Annotated in this window: 12 protein-coding genes and 1 pseudogene; 6 read left to right on the top strand and 7 right to left on the bottom strand. The window is 65.5% G+C overall.

Annotated elements, in window-relative coordinates; translation table 11 throughout:
- The first annotated feature begins 38 nt into the window (after nucleotides 1–38).
- The 5 genes from J4G43_RS42295 to J4G43_RS42275 all read left to right on the top strand — a co-directional run bounded on the left by J4G43_RS42295 (nucleotide 39) and on the right by J4G43_RS42275 (nucleotide 5,478).
- Entirely contained in the window at nucleotides 39–1,862 is a 1,824-nt protein-coding gene (locus tag J4G43_RS42295; RefSeq protein ID WP_208088506.1) for an ABC transporter permease, read from the top strand.
- A gap of 18 nt (nucleotides 1,863–1,880) precedes the next feature.
- Nucleotides 1,881–2,708: an ABC transporter ATP-binding protein gene (locus J4G43_RS42290; RefSeq protein ID WP_208088505.1), complete on the top strand. Its 828-nt coding sequence runs from the start codon at nucleotides 1,881–1,883 to the stop codon at nucleotides 2,706–2,708.
- Nucleotides 2,705–3,445 carry an ABC transporter ATP-binding protein gene (locus tag J4G43_RS42285; RefSeq protein WP_208088504.1) on the top strand — a complete coding sequence of 247 codons (741 nt, stop codon included), beginning with the start codon at nucleotides 2,705–2,707 and terminating at the stop codon, nucleotides 3,443–3,445. Before J4G43_RS42290 ends, J4G43_RS42285 begins: the two co-directional genes overlap by 4 nt.
- A 253-nt stretch (nucleotides 3,446–3,698) precedes the next feature.
- Nucleotides 3,699–4,772, top strand: coding sequence for a HoxN/HupN/NixA family nickel/cobalt transporter (locus J4G43_RS42280; protein WP_208088503.1), 1,074 nt, complete (start codon nucleotides 3,699–3,701; stop codon nucleotides 4,770–4,772).
- 43 nt (nucleotides 4,773–4,815) lie between these two features.
- Entirely contained in the window at nucleotides 4,816–5,478 is a 663-nt protein-coding gene (locus tag J4G43_RS42275) for a TonB-dependent receptor plug domain-containing protein (RefSeq protein WP_408581392.1), read from the top strand.
- Between the two features lie 35 nt (nucleotides 5,479–5,513).
- Here the strand turns inward: J4G43_RS42275 and J4G43_RS42270 are convergent.
- Nucleotides 5,514–6,643 (bottom strand): IS3-like element ISRj2 family transposase gene (locus J4G43_RS42270; RefSeq protein WP_129557670.1). Its coding sequence is split into 2 segments (ribosomal slippage): nucleotides 5,514–6,391 and nucleotides 6,391–6,643, totalling 1,131 coding nucleotides; the frame shifts between segments, so codons are not numbered across the junction.
- Nucleotides 6,644–6,733: 90 nt separating this feature from the next.
- Here J4G43_RS42270 and J4G43_RS42265 point away from each other — a divergent pair.
- Nucleotides 6,734–8,323: pseudogene (locus J4G43_RS42265) on the top strand (TonB-dependent receptor); the annotation flags it as partial.
- A gap of 6 nt (nucleotides 8,324–8,329) precedes the next feature.
- Here the strand turns inward: J4G43_RS42265 and J4G43_RS42260 are convergent.
- From J4G43_RS42260 to flgF, 6 genes are all read right to left on the bottom strand, one after another.
- On the bottom strand, nucleotides 8,330–9,841 hold the full coding sequence (locus J4G43_RS42260; protein WP_208088502.1) for a helicase HerA domain-containing protein: 1,512 nt from the start codon (nucleotides 9,839–9,841) through the stop codon (nucleotides 8,330–8,332).
- A gap of 102 nt (nucleotides 9,842–9,943) precedes the next feature.
- On the bottom strand, nucleotides 9,944–10,762 hold the full coding sequence (locus J4G43_RS42255) for a YkgJ family cysteine cluster protein (protein ID WP_208088501.1): 819 nt from the start codon (nucleotides 10,760–10,762) through the stop codon (nucleotides 9,944–9,946).
- A 242-nt stretch (nucleotides 10,763–11,004) separates the two neighbouring features.
- The gene (locus tag J4G43_RS42250) at nucleotides 11,005–12,069 is read right to left on the bottom strand and encodes a ketopantoate reductase family protein (RefSeq protein WP_208088500.1); all 1,065 of its coding nucleotides are present in this window, start codon (nucleotides 12,067–12,069) and stop codon (nucleotides 11,005–11,007) included.
- Nucleotides 12,070–13,424: 1,355 nt separating this feature from the next.
- A complete protein-coding gene (locus J4G43_RS42245) occupies nucleotides 13,425–14,078 on the bottom strand; it encodes a MarR family winged helix-turn-helix transcriptional regulator (protein ID WP_208088499.1) in 654 nt (217 codons plus the stop codon).
- An 851-nt stretch (nucleotides 14,079–14,929) separates the two neighbouring features.
- Nucleotides 14,930–16,255: a flagellar protein export ATPase FliI gene (gene fliI, locus J4G43_RS42240; RefSeq protein WP_063981292.1), complete on the bottom strand. Its 1,326-nt coding sequence runs from the start codon at nucleotides 16,253–16,255 to the stop codon at nucleotides 14,930–14,932.
- A 36-nt stretch (nucleotides 16,256–16,291) separates the two neighbouring features.
- The gene (gene flgF, locus J4G43_RS42235) at nucleotides 16,292–17,020 is read right to left on the bottom strand and encodes a flagellar basal-body rod protein FlgF (protein ID WP_208088498.1); all 729 of its coding nucleotides are present in this window, start codon (nucleotides 17,018–17,020) and stop codon (nucleotides 16,292–16,294) included.

Here is a 17,020-nt window from a genome sequence, read left to right as displayed (position 1 = left end):
CGCTCCGGCCGCTTTCCTCTCTACGCGGGGGCAACTGCGTGTCTTCCTGGCTCGACTACACGATCAACGGGCTGATCGTCGGCAATGTCTACGCGCTCGTTGCGGTCGGGCTTGCGCTGATCTTCGGCGTCAGCCGGCTGATCAACTTTGCCCAGGGCTCGATCTATCTCGTCGGCGCCTATATCGGCTGGGTCGCGGTGGTGCAGCTGCATACGCCGCTGCCGCTCACCATCATCGTGGTCGCGGTGGCGGCCGCGATCGTCGGACTGATCATCGAACGGTTCGGCCTGCGTCCGCTCCAGAATTCGGTACGCATCGCGCCGCTGCTCGCGACCATCGGCATCAGCTTCGTGCTCGATCAGCTGGTGATGCTGACCTTCTCGCCCAATCCGCGCGCGCTGCCAAGCCAGCTGCCCGACGTGCGTTTCCAGGTCGGTGGCGGCACGATCGGACCGCTTGATCTGCTGATCGCCGGCGTCGGCCTCACCAGCGCGCTGCTGCTGTTCGTGTTCCTGCGCTACAGCAAGCTCGGCTGGGCGGTGCGCGCGACCGCGCAGGACCGCGATGCCGCGATGCAGATGGGCGTCGACGTCAACCGGGTTAATCAGGCCGTGTTTGGCATTGCGGCGGCGCTCGGTGGCGTCTCTGGCCTGCTGGTCGGCATGTACTACAACCAGATCGACACCGCGATGAGCCTGCAGGCAACGCTCAAGGGCGTCGTTGCGGAAGTGGTCGGGGGTGCCGGCAACGTGCCGGGCGCCGTGATCGGCAGCTTGTTGCTCGGGCTGGTCGAGAGCTACGGCGTCGCCGTGTTCGGCACCAGCTACCGCAATCTGTTCGCGTTCCTGCTGCTGGTCATCGTGCTCGTGCTTCGCCCGAACGGCCTGTTCGCCAGCGCGCGACAGGCGCCACCCGAGCCGCTCACTGGCACTTTCATTGCGCCGAGCCGCCCGGTGCGGATTCCGCGTTGGGCGCTGCTGGTCGCCGCCGGCGTGTTCGCGACCTTGCCATTCTTCCCGGTGTCCTTCTACGTGCTCCAGACCCTGATCAACGCCTGGCTGCTCGGCATGCTCGCGCTCAGCCTGACGCTGGTTGCGGGCACGGTGGGACAGGTCTCGCTCGGACATGCCGCGCTGCTCGCGATCGGCGCCTACACCTCGGCGCTGCTGTCGCTGAATTTCTCCGTCCCCGTCGGCCTCGCCATCATCGCCGGCGGCCTGATGAGTGCCGCGCTCGGCACCGCATTGATCTCGCCGTCGTTCCGTCTGCGCGGGCATTACGTGTCGATCGCGACGCTGGCCATCGGCGAGATCGTGTCGCTGGTGATTTTGAACTGGGAGAGTGTTACGCGTGGTCCGATCGGCATCTCCGGCATTCCGCCGCTGTCGCTGTTCGGCTACGATCTGGTCAGCCCAACCTCGATCTACTGGTTCAGCTTTGTCGTGATGGTCGTGCTGGCGCTGCTGCAGGGGCGGCTGCTCGGCTCGCATCTCGGCCGCAGTTTTCGTGCTATCAGAGACGACGACACCGCCGCGCGCGCTTATGGCCTCAGCCTCAACCGCTACAAGTCGCTGGCCTTCATCTTCGGCGGGTTCGCCGCCGGCGTCAGCGGCGGCATCGCCGCGCATCTCTATTCCTACATCAACCACGAGACCTTCAACACGCAGCAATCCATCCTGGCGCTGACGGTCGTGATCCTGGGCGGTCTCGGCAACGTCGTCGGCGCTATCGTCGGAGCGGTCGCGCTGGTCGGCTTGCCGGAGGTGTTCCGGATCGCGGCGGAGTATCGCATCCTGATCTACGGCATCGTGCTGCTGCTGCTCGTGCGGTTCAGGCCGCAGGGCCTGTTGGGGACGATATGATGGCGGAGCACGCGGCCCATGCTGTCCCTGCGCGGATTGACGCGCCGTTTCGGCGGCCTCACGGCCGTGGACGCCATCGATCTCGACCTCGCCAGGGGCGAGCTCATCAGCATCATTGGCCCGAACGGTGCCGGCAAGACGACGCTGTTCAATCTCGTGACCGGGCTCGATCGGCCAGACGCCGGCACGGTCCACTTCGAAGGTCAGGACATCACCGGTCTCTCGCCGGAGCGGCTCGCTGCGGGAGGCATCGCGCGCACGTTCCAGCTCGGCCGCGTCTTCGGCAATCTCAGCGTCATGGACAACGTCCTGATCGGCGCGCACACGCGGCTGCGCGCGGTGAAGCCCGCGGTGCCAGTGATCGGCCCGCTGCTGGAATTGGGACTGGCGCTGTTGCGTCCGGCCAGCGTGAGAGACGAAGAGGAACGGCTGCGCGAGGAGATGAAGGCCATTCTCGCACGCTTCGGCGAGCGGTTGCTGCCGCGGATCGACCAGCCGGCCTATAGCCTGTCCTATGCAAACCGCCGCCGCGTCGAGATCGCGCGCGCGCTTGCGCTGAAGCCGCGCCTGTTGCTGCTCGACGAGCCGACCGCCGGCATGAACCCGACCGAGACCGCGGAGATGCAGGGCCTCGTCGCCGAGCTGAAGGCCGAGGGGCTGACCATCCTCCTGATTGAGCACAAGCTGGAGATGGTGATGCGCCTCTCCGACCGCGTCATCGTCATGGACGAGGGCAAGAAGATAGCGGAAGGGCCGGGCGAAGTGGTGCGTGGCGATCCCAAAGTGATCGAGGCCTATCTCGGCCATGGCCTGTCGGAGACGCCGGAGCGGGAGAGCGTGGTATGACGACTGGCGCATCCGAACCGCTGCTGGCGCTCTCGAACGTCAACACCTTCTACGGCCAGGCGCAGGTGCATTTCGACCTGTCGATCACGGTCGGCCGCGGCCATATCGTCTGCCTGCTCGGCGGCAATGCCAGCGGCAAGTCGACCACGATGAAGATCATTTTGGGCCTGGTGAAACCGCGCTCGGGTGACGTGACCTTCGACGGCGCCTCGCTGCTCGGGCTCACCACGCCGCAGATCGTCCGTCGTGGTATCGCCTCCGTGCCGGAGGCGCGGCGGTTGTTCGCGGACATGAGCGTTCGCGAAAACATCCTGATGGGCACCTTCGTGCGCAACGACCGCGAGGCGATCGCGCAGGATCTCGACAAGATGCTCACGCTGTTTCCGAAGCTCGGCCAGCGGCTGTCGCAGCATGCCGGTTCGCTCTCCGGCGGCGAGCAGCAGATGGTCGCGATGGCGCGCGCGCTGATGAGCCGTCCCCGGATGATCGTGATGGACGAGCCGACCATGGGCCTGTCGCCGCTCTATGTCGACCGCGTGCTGGAGTTGATCCGCACCATCAACCAGGAAGGCGTGTCGGTCTTCATGGTCGAGCAGAACGCCAGCCTCGCGCTCGAGATCGCGCACGAGGCCTATGTGCTCCAGACCGGCAAGATCGTGCTCTCAGGCCCGGCGCGGGCGCTGAAGGACGACCCCCGCATCCGCGATGCCTATCTTGGTGGCTCCGAGGCCGCGTAGCTTGACCTCGGCCTGATGGTTCGCCCGGCGATGCCGAGCATCGTCCGGACGCCCGCTGCGCGGGCTCCTCCCCATGTGGGTCTGCTCGCAACGTGGCCGCGAATCCAGGCCTCATCCTGAGGAGCCCGCGCAGCGGGCGTCTCGAAGGATGGTTACAAGCATTCCTGCAAAGCGGCTCCCTGGAATTGCATTGGTTAGTGTGATCATTCTATGAAAAGATCATACCGTTGCCGCGAAGCGGCGTGCGGACGGAATGATTTTCGTGATGAGATGGTCCTTACGGGCGGTCGAGCCCGCCACGGTGCTGCTGTTCGGCGGGCTCATTGCCGCCAACGTCGCCGCATGGGCCTGGGCCTTCGCGGCGTTCGGCGACCGGCCGACGGTGATGGCGACCGCGCTGCTGGCCTGGGTGTTTGGCCTCCGCCATGCCGTCGATGCCGACCACATCGCCGCCATCGACAATGTCGTGCGCAAGCTGATGCAGGCGGGTGGTACGCCGCGCAGCGTCGGCCTCTATTTCGCCCTCGGCCATTCCACCGTGGTCGTGGTCGCGACCCTGCTGCTGGCACTCGGCGTGGTGAGCCTCGGCGGCGACAGCCTGCTCAGGGATATCGGCGGCGTCATCGGCACATCGGTGTCGGCGCTGTTCCTGCTCGTGATCGCGGCCATCAATCTCGCCATCTTCCTCGGCCTGTGGCGGACGTTTCGCATCGCGCGCGCGCAGGGCATCCACGACGCCGCGCAGCTCGACGCGCTGCTGGCGAGCCGCGGATTCCTGGCGCGCCTGCTCGGCCCGATGTTCCGCCTGGTGACAAAGCCCTGGCACATGCTCCCGCTCGGCTTCCTGTTCGGGCTCGGCTTCGACACCGCGACCGAGATCGGCCTGCTCAGCATCTCCGCGACCGAAGCCGCGCGCGGCGCTTCGCTCGTCGACGTCATGGTCTTTCCCGCGCTGTTCGCGTCGGGCATGGCGCTGGTCGACACCGCCGATTCGGCGCTGATGGTCAGCGCCTATCGCTGGGCCTTCGTCGATCCCCTGCGAAAGCTCTGGTACAACCTCACCATCACCGGCGCCTCCGTCGCGGTGGCGCTGTTGATCGGCGGCATCGAGGCGCTCGGCCTGATCGCCGACCGGCTTGGTCTAACCGGCGGGGTGTGGACGCTGGTCGACGGCCTCAACGAGTCGCTCGCCAATGTCGGCTTCGCCGTGATCGCGCTGTTTGCGATCGCCTGGCTCGTTTCGGTCGTGCTTTATCGCCGCATGTTTGCGGGCGCCGCGTCCCGCGCGAATGTACTTCGGGGCGCCGATGCGACCGAGGCGGCCTGAGTCTGGCCGTCGTCGCGGAGCGTTGACGGCATTTTCGGCCATCATGCTTCTCGCGGATGAGAGCAGCGCCTTCGCGCAGAGCAGCGGCGCCGCGCGTGAACTGCCGCCGATCGAGGTCTCCGGCGGCGAGACGAAGCCTCACAAGAGACTGCCCGCATCGCGGCGAGCCAGCAAGCCGGTCCCGGCCAATCGCGGTCACGTGCCTCAGCCGACGCAGGCTCCGGCCTCGGACGCCCGCAGCGTCGCCTCCGGCGCAAAGGGCCCGCCAGGCATGGCGAGCGAGATCACCGTTTCCGGCGATGAGATCAACGCGCGCCCTTTCATGCGGCCGGGTGAGGCGCTCGAAGTCGTGCCGGGGTTGATCGTGACCCAGCATTCCGGTGAAGGCAAAGCCAACCAGTATTTTCTGCGCGGCTACAATTTCGACCACGGCACCGATCTCGCCATCTATGTCGATGACGTCCCCGTCAACATGCGCACCCACGCGCATGGCCAGGGCTATGCCGATCTCAACTGGCTGATCCCGGAAACCATCAGCGCGATGGATGTGCGCAAGGGGCCGTACTTCGCCGACGAGAGCGATTTCGCCTCTGTCAGAGCTGGCCCCGGTTGTTTGGACAGCGCCCCGCTGGATTTAAGTGGATTCCTGCCGGGTTATGCTGAACGCGGGGCTTTACGGTTTTGTCGTTGCGTCGGGAGGGCGTAGCCCGACCAGAGCGACGACAAAACCGTCGGCGACGGTCATGCGGCCATCACCATAGCTTGCGTGCCGAAGTAAGCCTCGTCGGGCGTGCGCCCGTCAAGGCTCGAGTGAGGGCGTCCCTGATTGTAGAAGGCCAGATACTTGGCAATTGACGCTCGCGCCTCGGACACGCTGTCGTAGGCGCGGAGATATACTTCTTCGTATTTGACCGTGCGCCAGAGCCGCTCGACAAACACGTTGTCGCGCCAGGCGCCCTTGCCGTCCATGCTGATGGCGATCTTCGCGTCCAGCAGCACATCGGTGAACTCGAGGCTGGTGAACTGGCTGCCCTGATCCGTGTTGAAAATCTCGGGCCTGCCGTGCTTCGCCAACGCCTCCTGGACCGCTTCGACGCAGAAGGCCGCCTCCATTGTGATCGAGACGCGATGGGCCAGGACCCGTCGGCTGAACACATCGACGACCGCCGCGAGATAGACGAAGCCACGCCGCATCGGAATGTAGGTGATGTCCATTGCCCACGCATGGTCGGGCCGCTCGATCTTCAATCCGCGCAACAGGTACGGGTAGATCTTGTGACCCGGAGCCGGCTTGCTCGTGTTCGGGCGACGATAGACCGCCTCGATCCCCATGCGCTTCATCAGCGTCGCGATGTGGCGGCGACCGGCGTATACGCCCTCCCGCCGCAGCAACGATCGCAGCATACGCGCTCCCGCGAAGGGATAATCGAGATGCAGCTCATCGAGCCGACGCATCAAGGCAAGGTCCTCGGCCGAAACTGGCCGAGGTTCATAGTAGACCGTGCTGCGAGCCAGCTTCAGGACCTTCGCCTGGCGCACGATAGAAAGATCATGATCGCGGTCGATCATCGCTTTGCGCTCAGCAGGCCCGCCTTGGTGAGCGCGCCGGACAAAAAATCGTTTTCCAACGCCAGCTCGCCGATCTTGGCATGTAACGCCTTCAAATCGACCGGCGTCTCGGCCGATGTCTTGTCATGCCCAAACACGCCGGCGGCGCCTTCCAGGAGCTGGTTTTTCCAGATCGTGATCTGGTTCGGATGAACATCAAACAGTTGCGCCAGCTCCGCCAGTGTCTTGTCGCCTTTGACCGCAGCCAAAGCAACCTTCGCCTTGAATGCCGGAGAATGCGTCCGGCGGCTCTTCTTCGTCATCTTCGCTCCTGATTCGCAGCAAGAATCCTCGCCGCTGTCAGGCAGAAAATCCACTCAAGCTACTGTCCGAATTTGCGGGGCCAGCTCTGTGACGGTTCGCTGCTCGTCGCCGGCGAGCTCGGCACCTACAATGGCCCCTGGGACAATCCGGACAACGTGCGCAAGCTGAACGGTCTCGTGCGCTACAGCCGGGGCACCGCGACGGATGGCCTGACCATCACCGGCATGGCCTACGCGAACAAATGGAATTCGACCGACCAGGTGCCGCAGCGTGCGATCACCGCCGGTTTTATCGACCGCTTCGGCTCGGAAGATCCGAGCGACGGCGGCAACACCAACCGCTTTGCGCTCTCGGGCCGCATCGCGCAGAGCGACGATGTAGGGTCGTGGCAGGCCAACGCCTATGTCGTGAAGAGCCAGCTCGACCTCTTCAACAACTTCACCTATTTCCTCAGCGATCCCGTGCTCGGCGACCAGTTCCACCAACACGACGACCGCCTGATGGCGGGCGCCAACATCTCGCGCACGCTCAACGGGTCGTTCGCAGGCCTGCCGATGCAGACCACGATCGGCCTGCAATCGCGCTATGATTCGATCGATCTGGCGCTGAGCAACACGTTCCAGCGCGGCTTCCTCTCCAGCATTCGGAGCGACAAGGTCGGCGAGGGCAGCGTCGGCGTCTTCGCCGAGAACACCGTGCGCTGGACCGATTGGCTGAGGACCACTGTCGGCCTGCGCGGCGACTATTATGCGGCCGACGTCACCTCGCTGTTCAATGCCAACAATTCCGGCCGCTCTGACGCCGCGCTCGGCACCCCGAAATTCCGCATGGTGCTCGGCCCGTTCAACCAGACCGAATTCTTCCTCGGTGCCGGCACCGGCATGCACTCGAACGACGCGCGCGGCGCGACCACGACGGAAGATCCGAGCGACCCCGCCACGCGACTTACGCCGTCGCCGCTGCTGGTACGTACAAAGGGCGCGGAGGTTGGCGTCCGCAGCAAGATCGTTCCCGGCCTCGACACCTCGCTTAGCCTCTTCATCCTCGACCAGGATTCCGAGATCCTGTTCTCCGGCGATGCCGGCGATACCTCGGCGACCCGCGCCAGCCGCCGCTACGGCTTCGAGTGGACCAATCACTACCGCCCGCGCTCGTGGATCGACATCGATGCCGATCTCGCCATGACGCATGCGCGCTTTCGTGGCACTGAAAGCGAGCAGGCGGAGGTCTACGCCTCGCTCGCGGGTTATCCCGAGGCGCAGATCGGCAATGCGCCCGGCAACTACATTCCGAACGCGCCGGCGATGGTGGCATCGGCCGGCATCACGCTCGGCGAGAAGACCGGCTGGTTCGGGACTTTGCGCTGGCGCTATCTGGCGTCGAGCCCGCTGACGGAAGACAATGCGTTCCGCTCGTCCGCGACCAGCATCTTCAACGGCCGCCTCGGCTATCGCATCGACAATGGCTGGCGCATCCAGCTCGACGTGCTCAATCTCTTCAACACGCAGGCGAACCAGATCACTTATGCCTATGGCTCGCTGCTCAAGACCGACACGCTGTACAATCTCTGCACCGGCGGCGTCGCGCCGACGGCGGTCTGCCAGAATGGCGTGATGGATTACGTGCTGCACCCGGTCGAGCCGCTGACCTTTCGCCTGACTGTCGCCGGGACGTTCTAGGCGATCTCAAGCCGAGGCCGCGCTCGGAACCGGCTCGGCCGGCAGATCGTCGCCGTTGGGATCACCCGGCGCGGTAGCCCAGGCCAGCTCCACCAGCGTCACGATCCGGCGACCGGCGCCGTCGAGCTGGCAGACGATCAGGCCCTGCTCCTCCATATAGCCGAGCAGGCGCTGGGCGCGGCGCAGCGAATGCGAGCCGTAGGCACGCGCGATCGCGGCGTCGCCGGGGCAGGGCCAGCCTTCCTTCGCCGCGCGAGCGATCATCATGAACACGCCCTGCATGTCGTCGGGCAGGATCGAGGCGCGCAGCGACACGTCCTGCCAGACGTTGTCCTCCGCATGCTCGGCGCCGAGCCCGGCGCGCGCGCGTGTCAGCATGCGGCGGAATTCATTTAGATCAGGCACCGCGGAGCCGAGGCCCTCGATGCGGCAGCGAACCACGAACTCCTGATAGAGCACGCCGACGGCGCGGAAGCCGGCATCGGGCTCGGCGAGCACGGCGCGAAGCGTACGATCGACCCGCTCGCGCCGCTCGGCGAGCTCCTCGGCGCTGATCGGCACCGCGGCCACTTCAGGCCGGATCTCCGGCGCGGCCGCCTTCGCGGCGCGGAGCTGCTCGAGCAGATCGGGCGCGGGCCGGCGTTGCGGGCGGCTGGCATCGGGCGGCGGCGCGGCCAGGATCACGGCGCGCATATCCTCGAGCGCGGCTTCCGGCATCGGCATCAGCCGCGGCGTGGAATTGCGCGCGTGGGTGTCGGTCGGGCCGATATGCAAACGCAGGGGGCGTCGCGACAACGCCGGGCCGAGTGCCATGAACTGTCCGCGCTCGAGATCGCGAAAGGATTCGGCCTGCCGACGCTCCATGCCGAGCAGGTCGGCGGCGCGCGCCATGTCGATGTCGAGGAAGGTCCGGCCCATCAGGAAATTGGAGGCTTCCGCCGCGACGTTCTTGGCGAGTTTTGCCAGGCGCTGGGTCGCGATGATGCCGGCGAGGCCACGTTTGCGGCCGCGGCACATCAGATTGGTCATCGCGCCGAGAGAGAGCTTGCGCGCCTCGTCCGAGACCTCGCCGGCGACCGCCGGCGCGAACAGCTGCGCCTCGTCGACCACCACCAGCATCGGGTACCAGTGGTCGCGGTCGACGTCGAACAGGCCGCCGAGGAAGGCCGCGGCACGCCGCATCTGGTTCTCGGCGTCCAGCCCTTCGAGATTGAGCACGGTGGAGACGCGATGCAGCCGCGCGCGCTCGCCGGCAACCTGAAGGCCGCGCTCGGTGTGATCCTCCGCCTCGATCACCAGATGGCCGAATTGCTCGGCCAGCGTGACGAAATCACCTTCGGGGTCGATGATGGCCTGCTGCACCCAGGGCGCGCTCTGTTCGAGCAGCCGCCGCAGCAGATGCGACTTGCCGGAGCCCGAATTGCCCTGCACCAGGAGGCGGGTCGCCAGCAGTTCCTCGAGGTCCATGGCGGCCGCGGCGCCTGCCGTGGTCTGCCCCATCTCGATCGCAACCGTCATGTCCGACTCAGGCCCTTCCATTCGCGGAGTGGGGCTTACCAATCGAAGCGGGATGCGTCGAGCGCTACGGCGCGAATCAGGGCGTCTTGCCCACGACGCAGTTCAGGCGTGACCGGACAACCGTAGAAGTGCGGGCCGATAGGGCGCCTGCGGATCGTCGTCCTCGTTCTCGGGAATCGCGCAGGAGCCGAATTCCTGCCTGATACGCTCGATCTCGGCCACGCGTGCATGCAGCCGCTGCAAATGTTCCGGCGACGTCGCCCGCCAGAACCGGAAGGTGTCGGCGGTGAGCGGAAGGAACGCGGTGCCGAACAGCGTGGGATCGGGAACAATGGTGCGCCCGAGCAGCATGTACCGGTTCTCGCCGGAGACGACGAGGGTTGCATAGCCGCGATTGCCGATCCGCTTGATCCCGTTCAGCGACCATTCGGCGAGCTTGCCGAAATACGGCTCCTCGCGCCAGCGATCGGGACAGTGGTCGTCGACCGTCACGTTCACGGCGTCCTGGCTGAAATGCACGATGATGCCCGACTTGGCTGGAAACCACTCGTCGTCGAGATGGCCCTGCAGCCAGGCGCAGACGAATGACCGGCACATCTGCGGACGGCGGTCGTAGATGGTGCACCCGGTTCCCGTCTGCCAGTGTCTGCACAGTTGGTTCACCGGCTTGTCGACGGCGGCGACCTCGAGGATATCGCAGCAGGCGTTGCACGAGCCGCATTGCCGGGTGAGCGGCGCCGTTTTCGGCAGGCCGGTCGCGCGAAAACCCTGGGCGTCGCGGACCAGGAGCTTTTGCTTCTCCAGCGTGCTCAGCGCGCGCTCGACCTTGAGGCGGGACAATCCGGTCGCGTCAACGATCCCCTTCATCGTCGTCGCGCCGGCCTCCACCGCGCGAGCGACCTGCAACGCCGTCTGATCCATCGTCTTCTACTTGTTCTTCAGCCCTTCGATCCGGCCATCGCGCTGCCCCGGAACCTGCGGAAATCGGCGCCCGCGTGACGGCTAGCAGTCGCATGTATGCGGGATTTACGCAAACGGACTGCTGAGCAGGATCGCCCGTATTGGGCCAAATTGTAAGCCCATGCTGAGGGGCGATCCGATCTGCATCGACAATTCGATCAGTGCAGGCCGGCGCGACCTATGACGGCAGCGCCGGCACGCTGCTACTGCGCGCCAGATCCGCCCTGCACGATCTTCTCGTTTAGCTTCAGGTCCACGGTCTCGACAGTGCGGTCGATCTCGGCATTGGGGGTGCCGAGCTGATGCGAGATCAGCTTCACCAGCAGGTCGACGCGCTCGATGAAGGGCGCGCCGCTCGCGACCGCGCGCGCGGCCGATGACGGCTTGAGCAGCCTCTCGGCGGCCTTGGCGTATTTCGCGAACGGCACCTGGTCCTGCGGATCGGCGCCGAGACGGCGGGCGATCGCGTCGACATGGTCGTAGATCGTCTGCGAGCGCGCGAGATCGCCGTGCACGGCGTCGCGGATCGACTGCGGCTCGTGCGGCGTGATGCAGCGATAGTTGCCGGTCAGCAGCATCGACCATTTCGCCAGCGGCACGAACAGCGAAGAGAACACTTTCAGCTTCACCGGCACGTCGTGACCGTCGAGCGTCACCGCGTCGATGTCGGCTTCGAGCTCGCGCAGCACCTTGTTGTGCTTCTCGTCGGCGAAGGCCGATGCCTTGAAATTCGTGGGCAGGCCGACATGAAGCACGTTGGCGGCTTCTTCCGGCGGACGGAAGGCCTGCGGGTCGGGCGAGCACAGCGTCACCAGGCCGGGCTCGAAGCGCTCCCACACCTGCGCATTGGTGTAGGCCTCCTCGAGATCCATGTCGGCGAGCGACGGGATCCGCTTCAGGTAGGGCAGCGGCGGCATGTTCATGATCGACAGGCACGGCAGCTTCGCCGCGGCGATCTTGACCATGAGAACGCGGACCGTGTGGTTGGTGTATTGCGGCTCCTGCATTGCCAGGCCGACCATGTCGTAGCGCGAGAGGTCGACATTGCCCGGCGTCACCGCGTCGAGCTTGCCGGGCAGGTTGCGCGAGAAGATCGCCCGGTGCACCGCCTCGTCGCGCAGCTTGATGCGCACCTCGGTACCGTCACGATTGATCAGCTCGGCGGTCTTGGCGCGGCAGACCAGGGACACGTTATGGCCCGCCATCAGCAGCTTCGTGCCCAGCAGGGAACCGTAGGAAGCCCCGAGAATCAGGATGTTACGCGCCATATTCCGTCCCTTTGAAAATGTGTGTGATTTTTGAGCCCCGGCCGTCATCCGCGGGCGAGTTGCCGGCATGTAAAGCGAAGTCCGCGGGGATGGCAACTGGGATAATGCATACAAGGCGGAAGGTGGACTGCCGGGCGGGCGCGGGTAATCGGTCGCCCGGATGGAGCGCGGCCCGATCCGGGACCGCTCGTCCGGCGCCCGCGCTTTTCCCGGATTGCGCGGAGCCTGTCACCGGGCGGCGCTTCGCGTCGACCCGTTGGCTCCATCCGGGCGACGGGGCTCTCGTCGCCCGACGGGCAAAACACCCGAGAGGGCGTCAAGCCGCGCGGGCGAAAATATTCCACTTTACCGAAATTCGGAATTGGCGTATGTGCTGCCCATCCCGGCTCACCAAGAGGGGCGATCTTGTGTCGTCACTGTCGCGAGCCGGGTTGCGGTGGACGCGGCAGCGTTGGGCGCGAGAAGTGCGGGCAGGGCGGATTGCTCTCCGTGAGCCCAAAGCTTCGTGCCGGATGAGCGGCGCTGTCAGGTTCGTCTCGTCTGTAAGTTTCCGGCTCCGTCGACAGAGCTGGAAAAACTGCGGCGAAATGGCGGGCCGTGCGTACGGCAAAACCGTGTGGTCCTGGCCGTCGTTGCTACGGTCAAGTGCTTTGCGAATGCGGCAGTCGCGTCAACCGGCGCGGTGCTGGTGACTTTTGCAAGCGTGAGGGAGGCCAGAAGGAACTCGGCTCCCGGGAGAGCGCGGCATAAGCCGTCCAACCATCGCGCAGGGAAGGCCGAGTGATTGGCACCACCTGTATGCTGCTGTGCGGTTTCCTTGCGTTACCTTTCGCGCAGCGGACCGTGGGTACGAGGTCAGCACCCGGCCTTCCCTGCGCCCTCTTGGCTTCGAGGGTGGAGTGACCAGGCAAAACTCGGGCAAAACTCGGGCGAAACATGGCGCGAGGATGCGAAGGCGCGTCTGCAGCACTCGCTGTCGTCGCCCGGCTTGACCGGGCGATCCAGTATTCCAGAGACGGCTGTGATTGAGCCGAGAGGCCGCGGCGTACTGGATTCCCCGCTTGCCGCCTACGCTAAAGCTTCGGCGGCCCTGGACCTCAGCCCCGGCGAAGCCTTGGCGTAGCCGGGTCGCGGGGAATGACAGGGGTACTTGGAGGACGACGCCGATGTCTCATACTCCGTCATTGCTTTGCTGCGCTCGCAACGACGTGGAGAGAGCGTGCGCCACTATGCTCCCGTGCTTGGTCAGCGCGTCCGGGAGACCGGAGGAAACGAGCGTGTTTCAAAGAACGATGCCGCTGAGAAACTTTACGCAAGCTCCGGTCGTCGCATCCGCGCGAAACTTGCGCGTTCCGTCACGCCGCGAACTCCCGCCTCATCCCTGGCTCGCCATGCGCGCGGTCGAGATGCCCCTCGATCTTCGGGCGGTCGCGGGTGCGCTCGAAGCTGGTGCAGAGGAGCTCGGTCTCCTCGAGAGAAACCGGGGCGCGGTACAGCCGGCACATGAATTCGGCGCTCGCGCGTCCCTTGCCCGCGCCGGGACTGCGTTCGGCGAGAAACATGCAGTCGCGGCAGATGCTGGCATCGAGCCGCTGATGGGCCGCGTCGAGATGATTGAGGATCTCGCGCAGCGAGTCGCGCAGCCTGACGCATTCGTCGGTGCCGAGAGACGTGACCGCGTTCACCACGTGATTGATCGGGTCGTGCTGGCTCAGGCATTTCTCGCCTTGCGCGGTGACGTGCAGCACGACGGACCGCTTGTCCTCGTGCGACGGCTTTCGCACCAGGAAGGACTTGGCTTCCAGCGTCTTCACGATCTGCGATGCGGTGGCGCGGGTCGCGCCGATGAAGCCGGCCAGCGCGGACGGCGTGCGCGAGAACCTGTTGGCGCGGTGAAGAAAGCGCAGCGCCATCCATTCCCGGTCGCGCAACCCGTGCTGATTGCCTTCGAAATACCAGGCTCTGGCCGCCTGAACCAGCAGCTCGACGGCCTCGCGTGCCAACGGCATAAATTCCTACCTTGCCCCGGATATCACGTCTGCGGCGCCCCGGAGCCGCCTTCCGTCGTTGCGCACCAGTCCTTCGCGAGAAGCCGTACCAACCACAATCGACACATACGAAGGCGCAGAGCCCGCCTCTCGCGCGAAAGCACGGACCGTTCTGCCGCCGATCTCGACAGATGGACCCTGCGAGATACGGCGCGAGAAGCTGTGTCGATGATGGTGTGCCAATCGTGGCGTCGTCGAACGAAAGCCCGAGTTGCCGTCACAGCCGGACGATGGATCGGTATTGTTCAACCGTAGCCCCTGAAGTTCAAGTCACACGCAGACGTTTCTTGTATTCCATCGAAACGATGAATGAGCTTCTCAACAAAATCAAGTAGAGACGCTCCTGAAGACTGGCTGTCGCTCGAAGCGATTGTAACGTTCAAGACAATCTCGTTCGTCAGGACACATCATGGTGATCGCAATACGCAGTGTAGCAAGCTACTTGCACGCAAATGTGCGACGGTTTGATTGCACGCCTGCTGCTGTTCGCCGTTGATGCAAATTGATGGAAGCTTGTGCATGACGGTGACGCGCAGCGGCGCGTCATCCACAACTTGTGCGATCCGTCACAGAATCGGCAATGGAACTCGTAGGGATTGCACGCAGCGGTTGTTGTGATAATGACAGCGAGACGGGGCCGCCGATCGCTTTCGCCTCGGCGGCGCGATCTCCACCGAACGGCCGATGCTGGCGCGCGACGGAAAGCGGCAGTCGGCGACGGGTGCGCATGCGCCGGAGGCGCAGCGGTATGCGTGATCGACTGTCGCGATAATGAGCAGGTCGACGACGACGGGCGCGCCGGCCGCGCCCGGCTAGTCGCCCTTGAGCATGTCTCGCAGCTCGCGGAATGGATCGGCGCTCGGCCCTGCCGAGGCGTCCTGCCGCATGGCGCTGTAGATCTTCGGGACCATGTCGACGGCCTGGTCGAGACCCGAATCACGCCCCGTCTGATATCCGCCCATCAGGCGAAGGTCGCGCGTGTCCTCGTATTTGGCGATCATGGTGCGCAGCTTGCTCACCAATTCGCGCTCCTCGGGGTCCCAGACGTTGTGGGCGAGGCGGGAGACCGAGGCCAGAACGTCGACGGCGGGATAGCGCGCCTGGTCGGCGATGTGCCTGGAGAGCACGATGTGGCCGTCGAGGGTGCTGCGGATGGTGTCGGCGATCGGCTCGTTGTGATCGTCACCGTCGACCAGCACGGAGAAAATGCCTGTAATCGTCCCGGATCCCTCCTCGCCGGGGCCGGCGCGCTCCAGCAGGCGGGGCAGGTCGGTGAAGACCGTCGGTGCGTAACCGCGTGCGACCGCAGGCTCTCCGGCGGCGAGGGCGACCTCGCGGGCGGCATGGGCGAAACGGGTGATCGAATCGACCACCAGCAGGACCGATTCGCCCCGGTCGCGGAAATATTCGGCGACCGCCATGGCGGTCTTCGGCGCCAGCCGCCGCATCATCGGGCTTTCATCTCCCGTCGATACGATGGTGATGGCGCGGCTGCGGTTGGCGCCGAGCACGTCCTCGATGAATTCGCGCACCTCGCGGCCGCGTTCGCCGACGAGCGCCAGCACGACGGTGTCAAAGCCCTGGCTGCGGGCCAGCATCGCCAGCAGCGTCGATTTGCCGACACCGGAGCCGGCAAAGATGCCGACGCGCTGGCCGGCGCAGATCGGGGCGAACAGGTCGATGACGCGCACGCCGGTGTGGAGCGGCTTGTGGACGCGCGCCCGCTTCATGGCCGCCGGCGCCTCGGCTTCCGCCGAGACGGTGCGCGATCCCGGGGTGAGGGGACCTTGTCCGTCGAGCGGCGCGCCGAGCGCGTTGATGACGCGGCCCTTCCAGCTCGGATCGGGCGCGAAGGACAGTGGCGGCATCCGGTAAGCAACCGAGCCGAGGCCGCCGGCGAACTGCCGGTCGAACGGCTTGGCGATGATGCCCTCGCTGTCGATCCGCACCACCTCGCCGATCTGGGGCTTGCCGCCGGAGTTGACGCCGATCAGTTCACCAAGCCTGACGAAGCGCGACAGGCCGGAGACGCGGAAATGCGTCGGAGCGATCTCGGAGATCGCGCCGCTGACGCTGGCCAGGGGAGTGCTCTGCTGAAGCTCCAGCAGCGCCCACTCGAGTTGCCGAAGAGCGTTCAAGGAAACCGTCCACCCTCAATGCGCATGCAGCGCAGTCTATTTGCCCGGCTCGCCAAGCGTCCGGATTGCGTTCTGGAGCGAGCTCTCGGTGCCCTCGATCATCGAATTGGTGCCGTCGAAGGCGCGCGAAGCCGCGATCAGCTTCGTCAATTTCATCATCGGATTGGCGCCGGAGCCCTCGACATAGCCCTGCTTGAAGCCGTCGCGGGAGAAATCGGCGATGGCGGTCGCGGGCCGGTCCGGCGTGACGCCGGAATTGCCGTAGCGCTCGAGATTGGCATCGGCGGGAATGTTGAACAGGCCGATGGAGCCGATCTCGTTGTTGTCCTGGGTGATCGCGCCGCTGCGGGCGATCGCGATCGGTCCGCCGTTCGGGTCGAGCGTGATCTGCGCGCCGCCGGCATCGATCACGGGGAAGCCGGACACGGTCTGAAGGTCGCCGTTGGGGGCGAGCTGGAGGCGGCCGTCGCGCGTATAGACCGTGCCGTTCGGGCCGGCGAAGGCGATCCAGCCCTGTCCGACCACGGCGACGTCGAGCGGGTTGCCGCTCTCGGTGATGCTGCCCATCTCGCGCGAGATGATGTTGTCGCCGGGCGAGGAGAAGGCCACCGGGTTCGCGCCGGCCTTCGACAGCACGGTCTCGAACTTCACGACGTCGGTGCGGAATGCCGCCGTGTTGACGTTGGCGACGTTGTTGGCGATCGTCTGGAGGCGCTTTTCGAGGGCGACCTGCGCCGACAATCCCACATAGAGGGCCGATTGCAT

It is taken from the genome of Bradyrhizobium barranii subsp. barranii, from assembly GCF_017565645.3.
In the GTDB taxonomy this organism is placed as follows: Bacteria; Pseudomonadota; Alphaproteobacteria; order Rhizobiales; family Xanthobacteraceae; genus Bradyrhizobium; species Bradyrhizobium barranii.
Note: the sequence above shows the minus strand (reverse complement) of the source record. Positions and strands in the feature narration are given on the sequence as shown.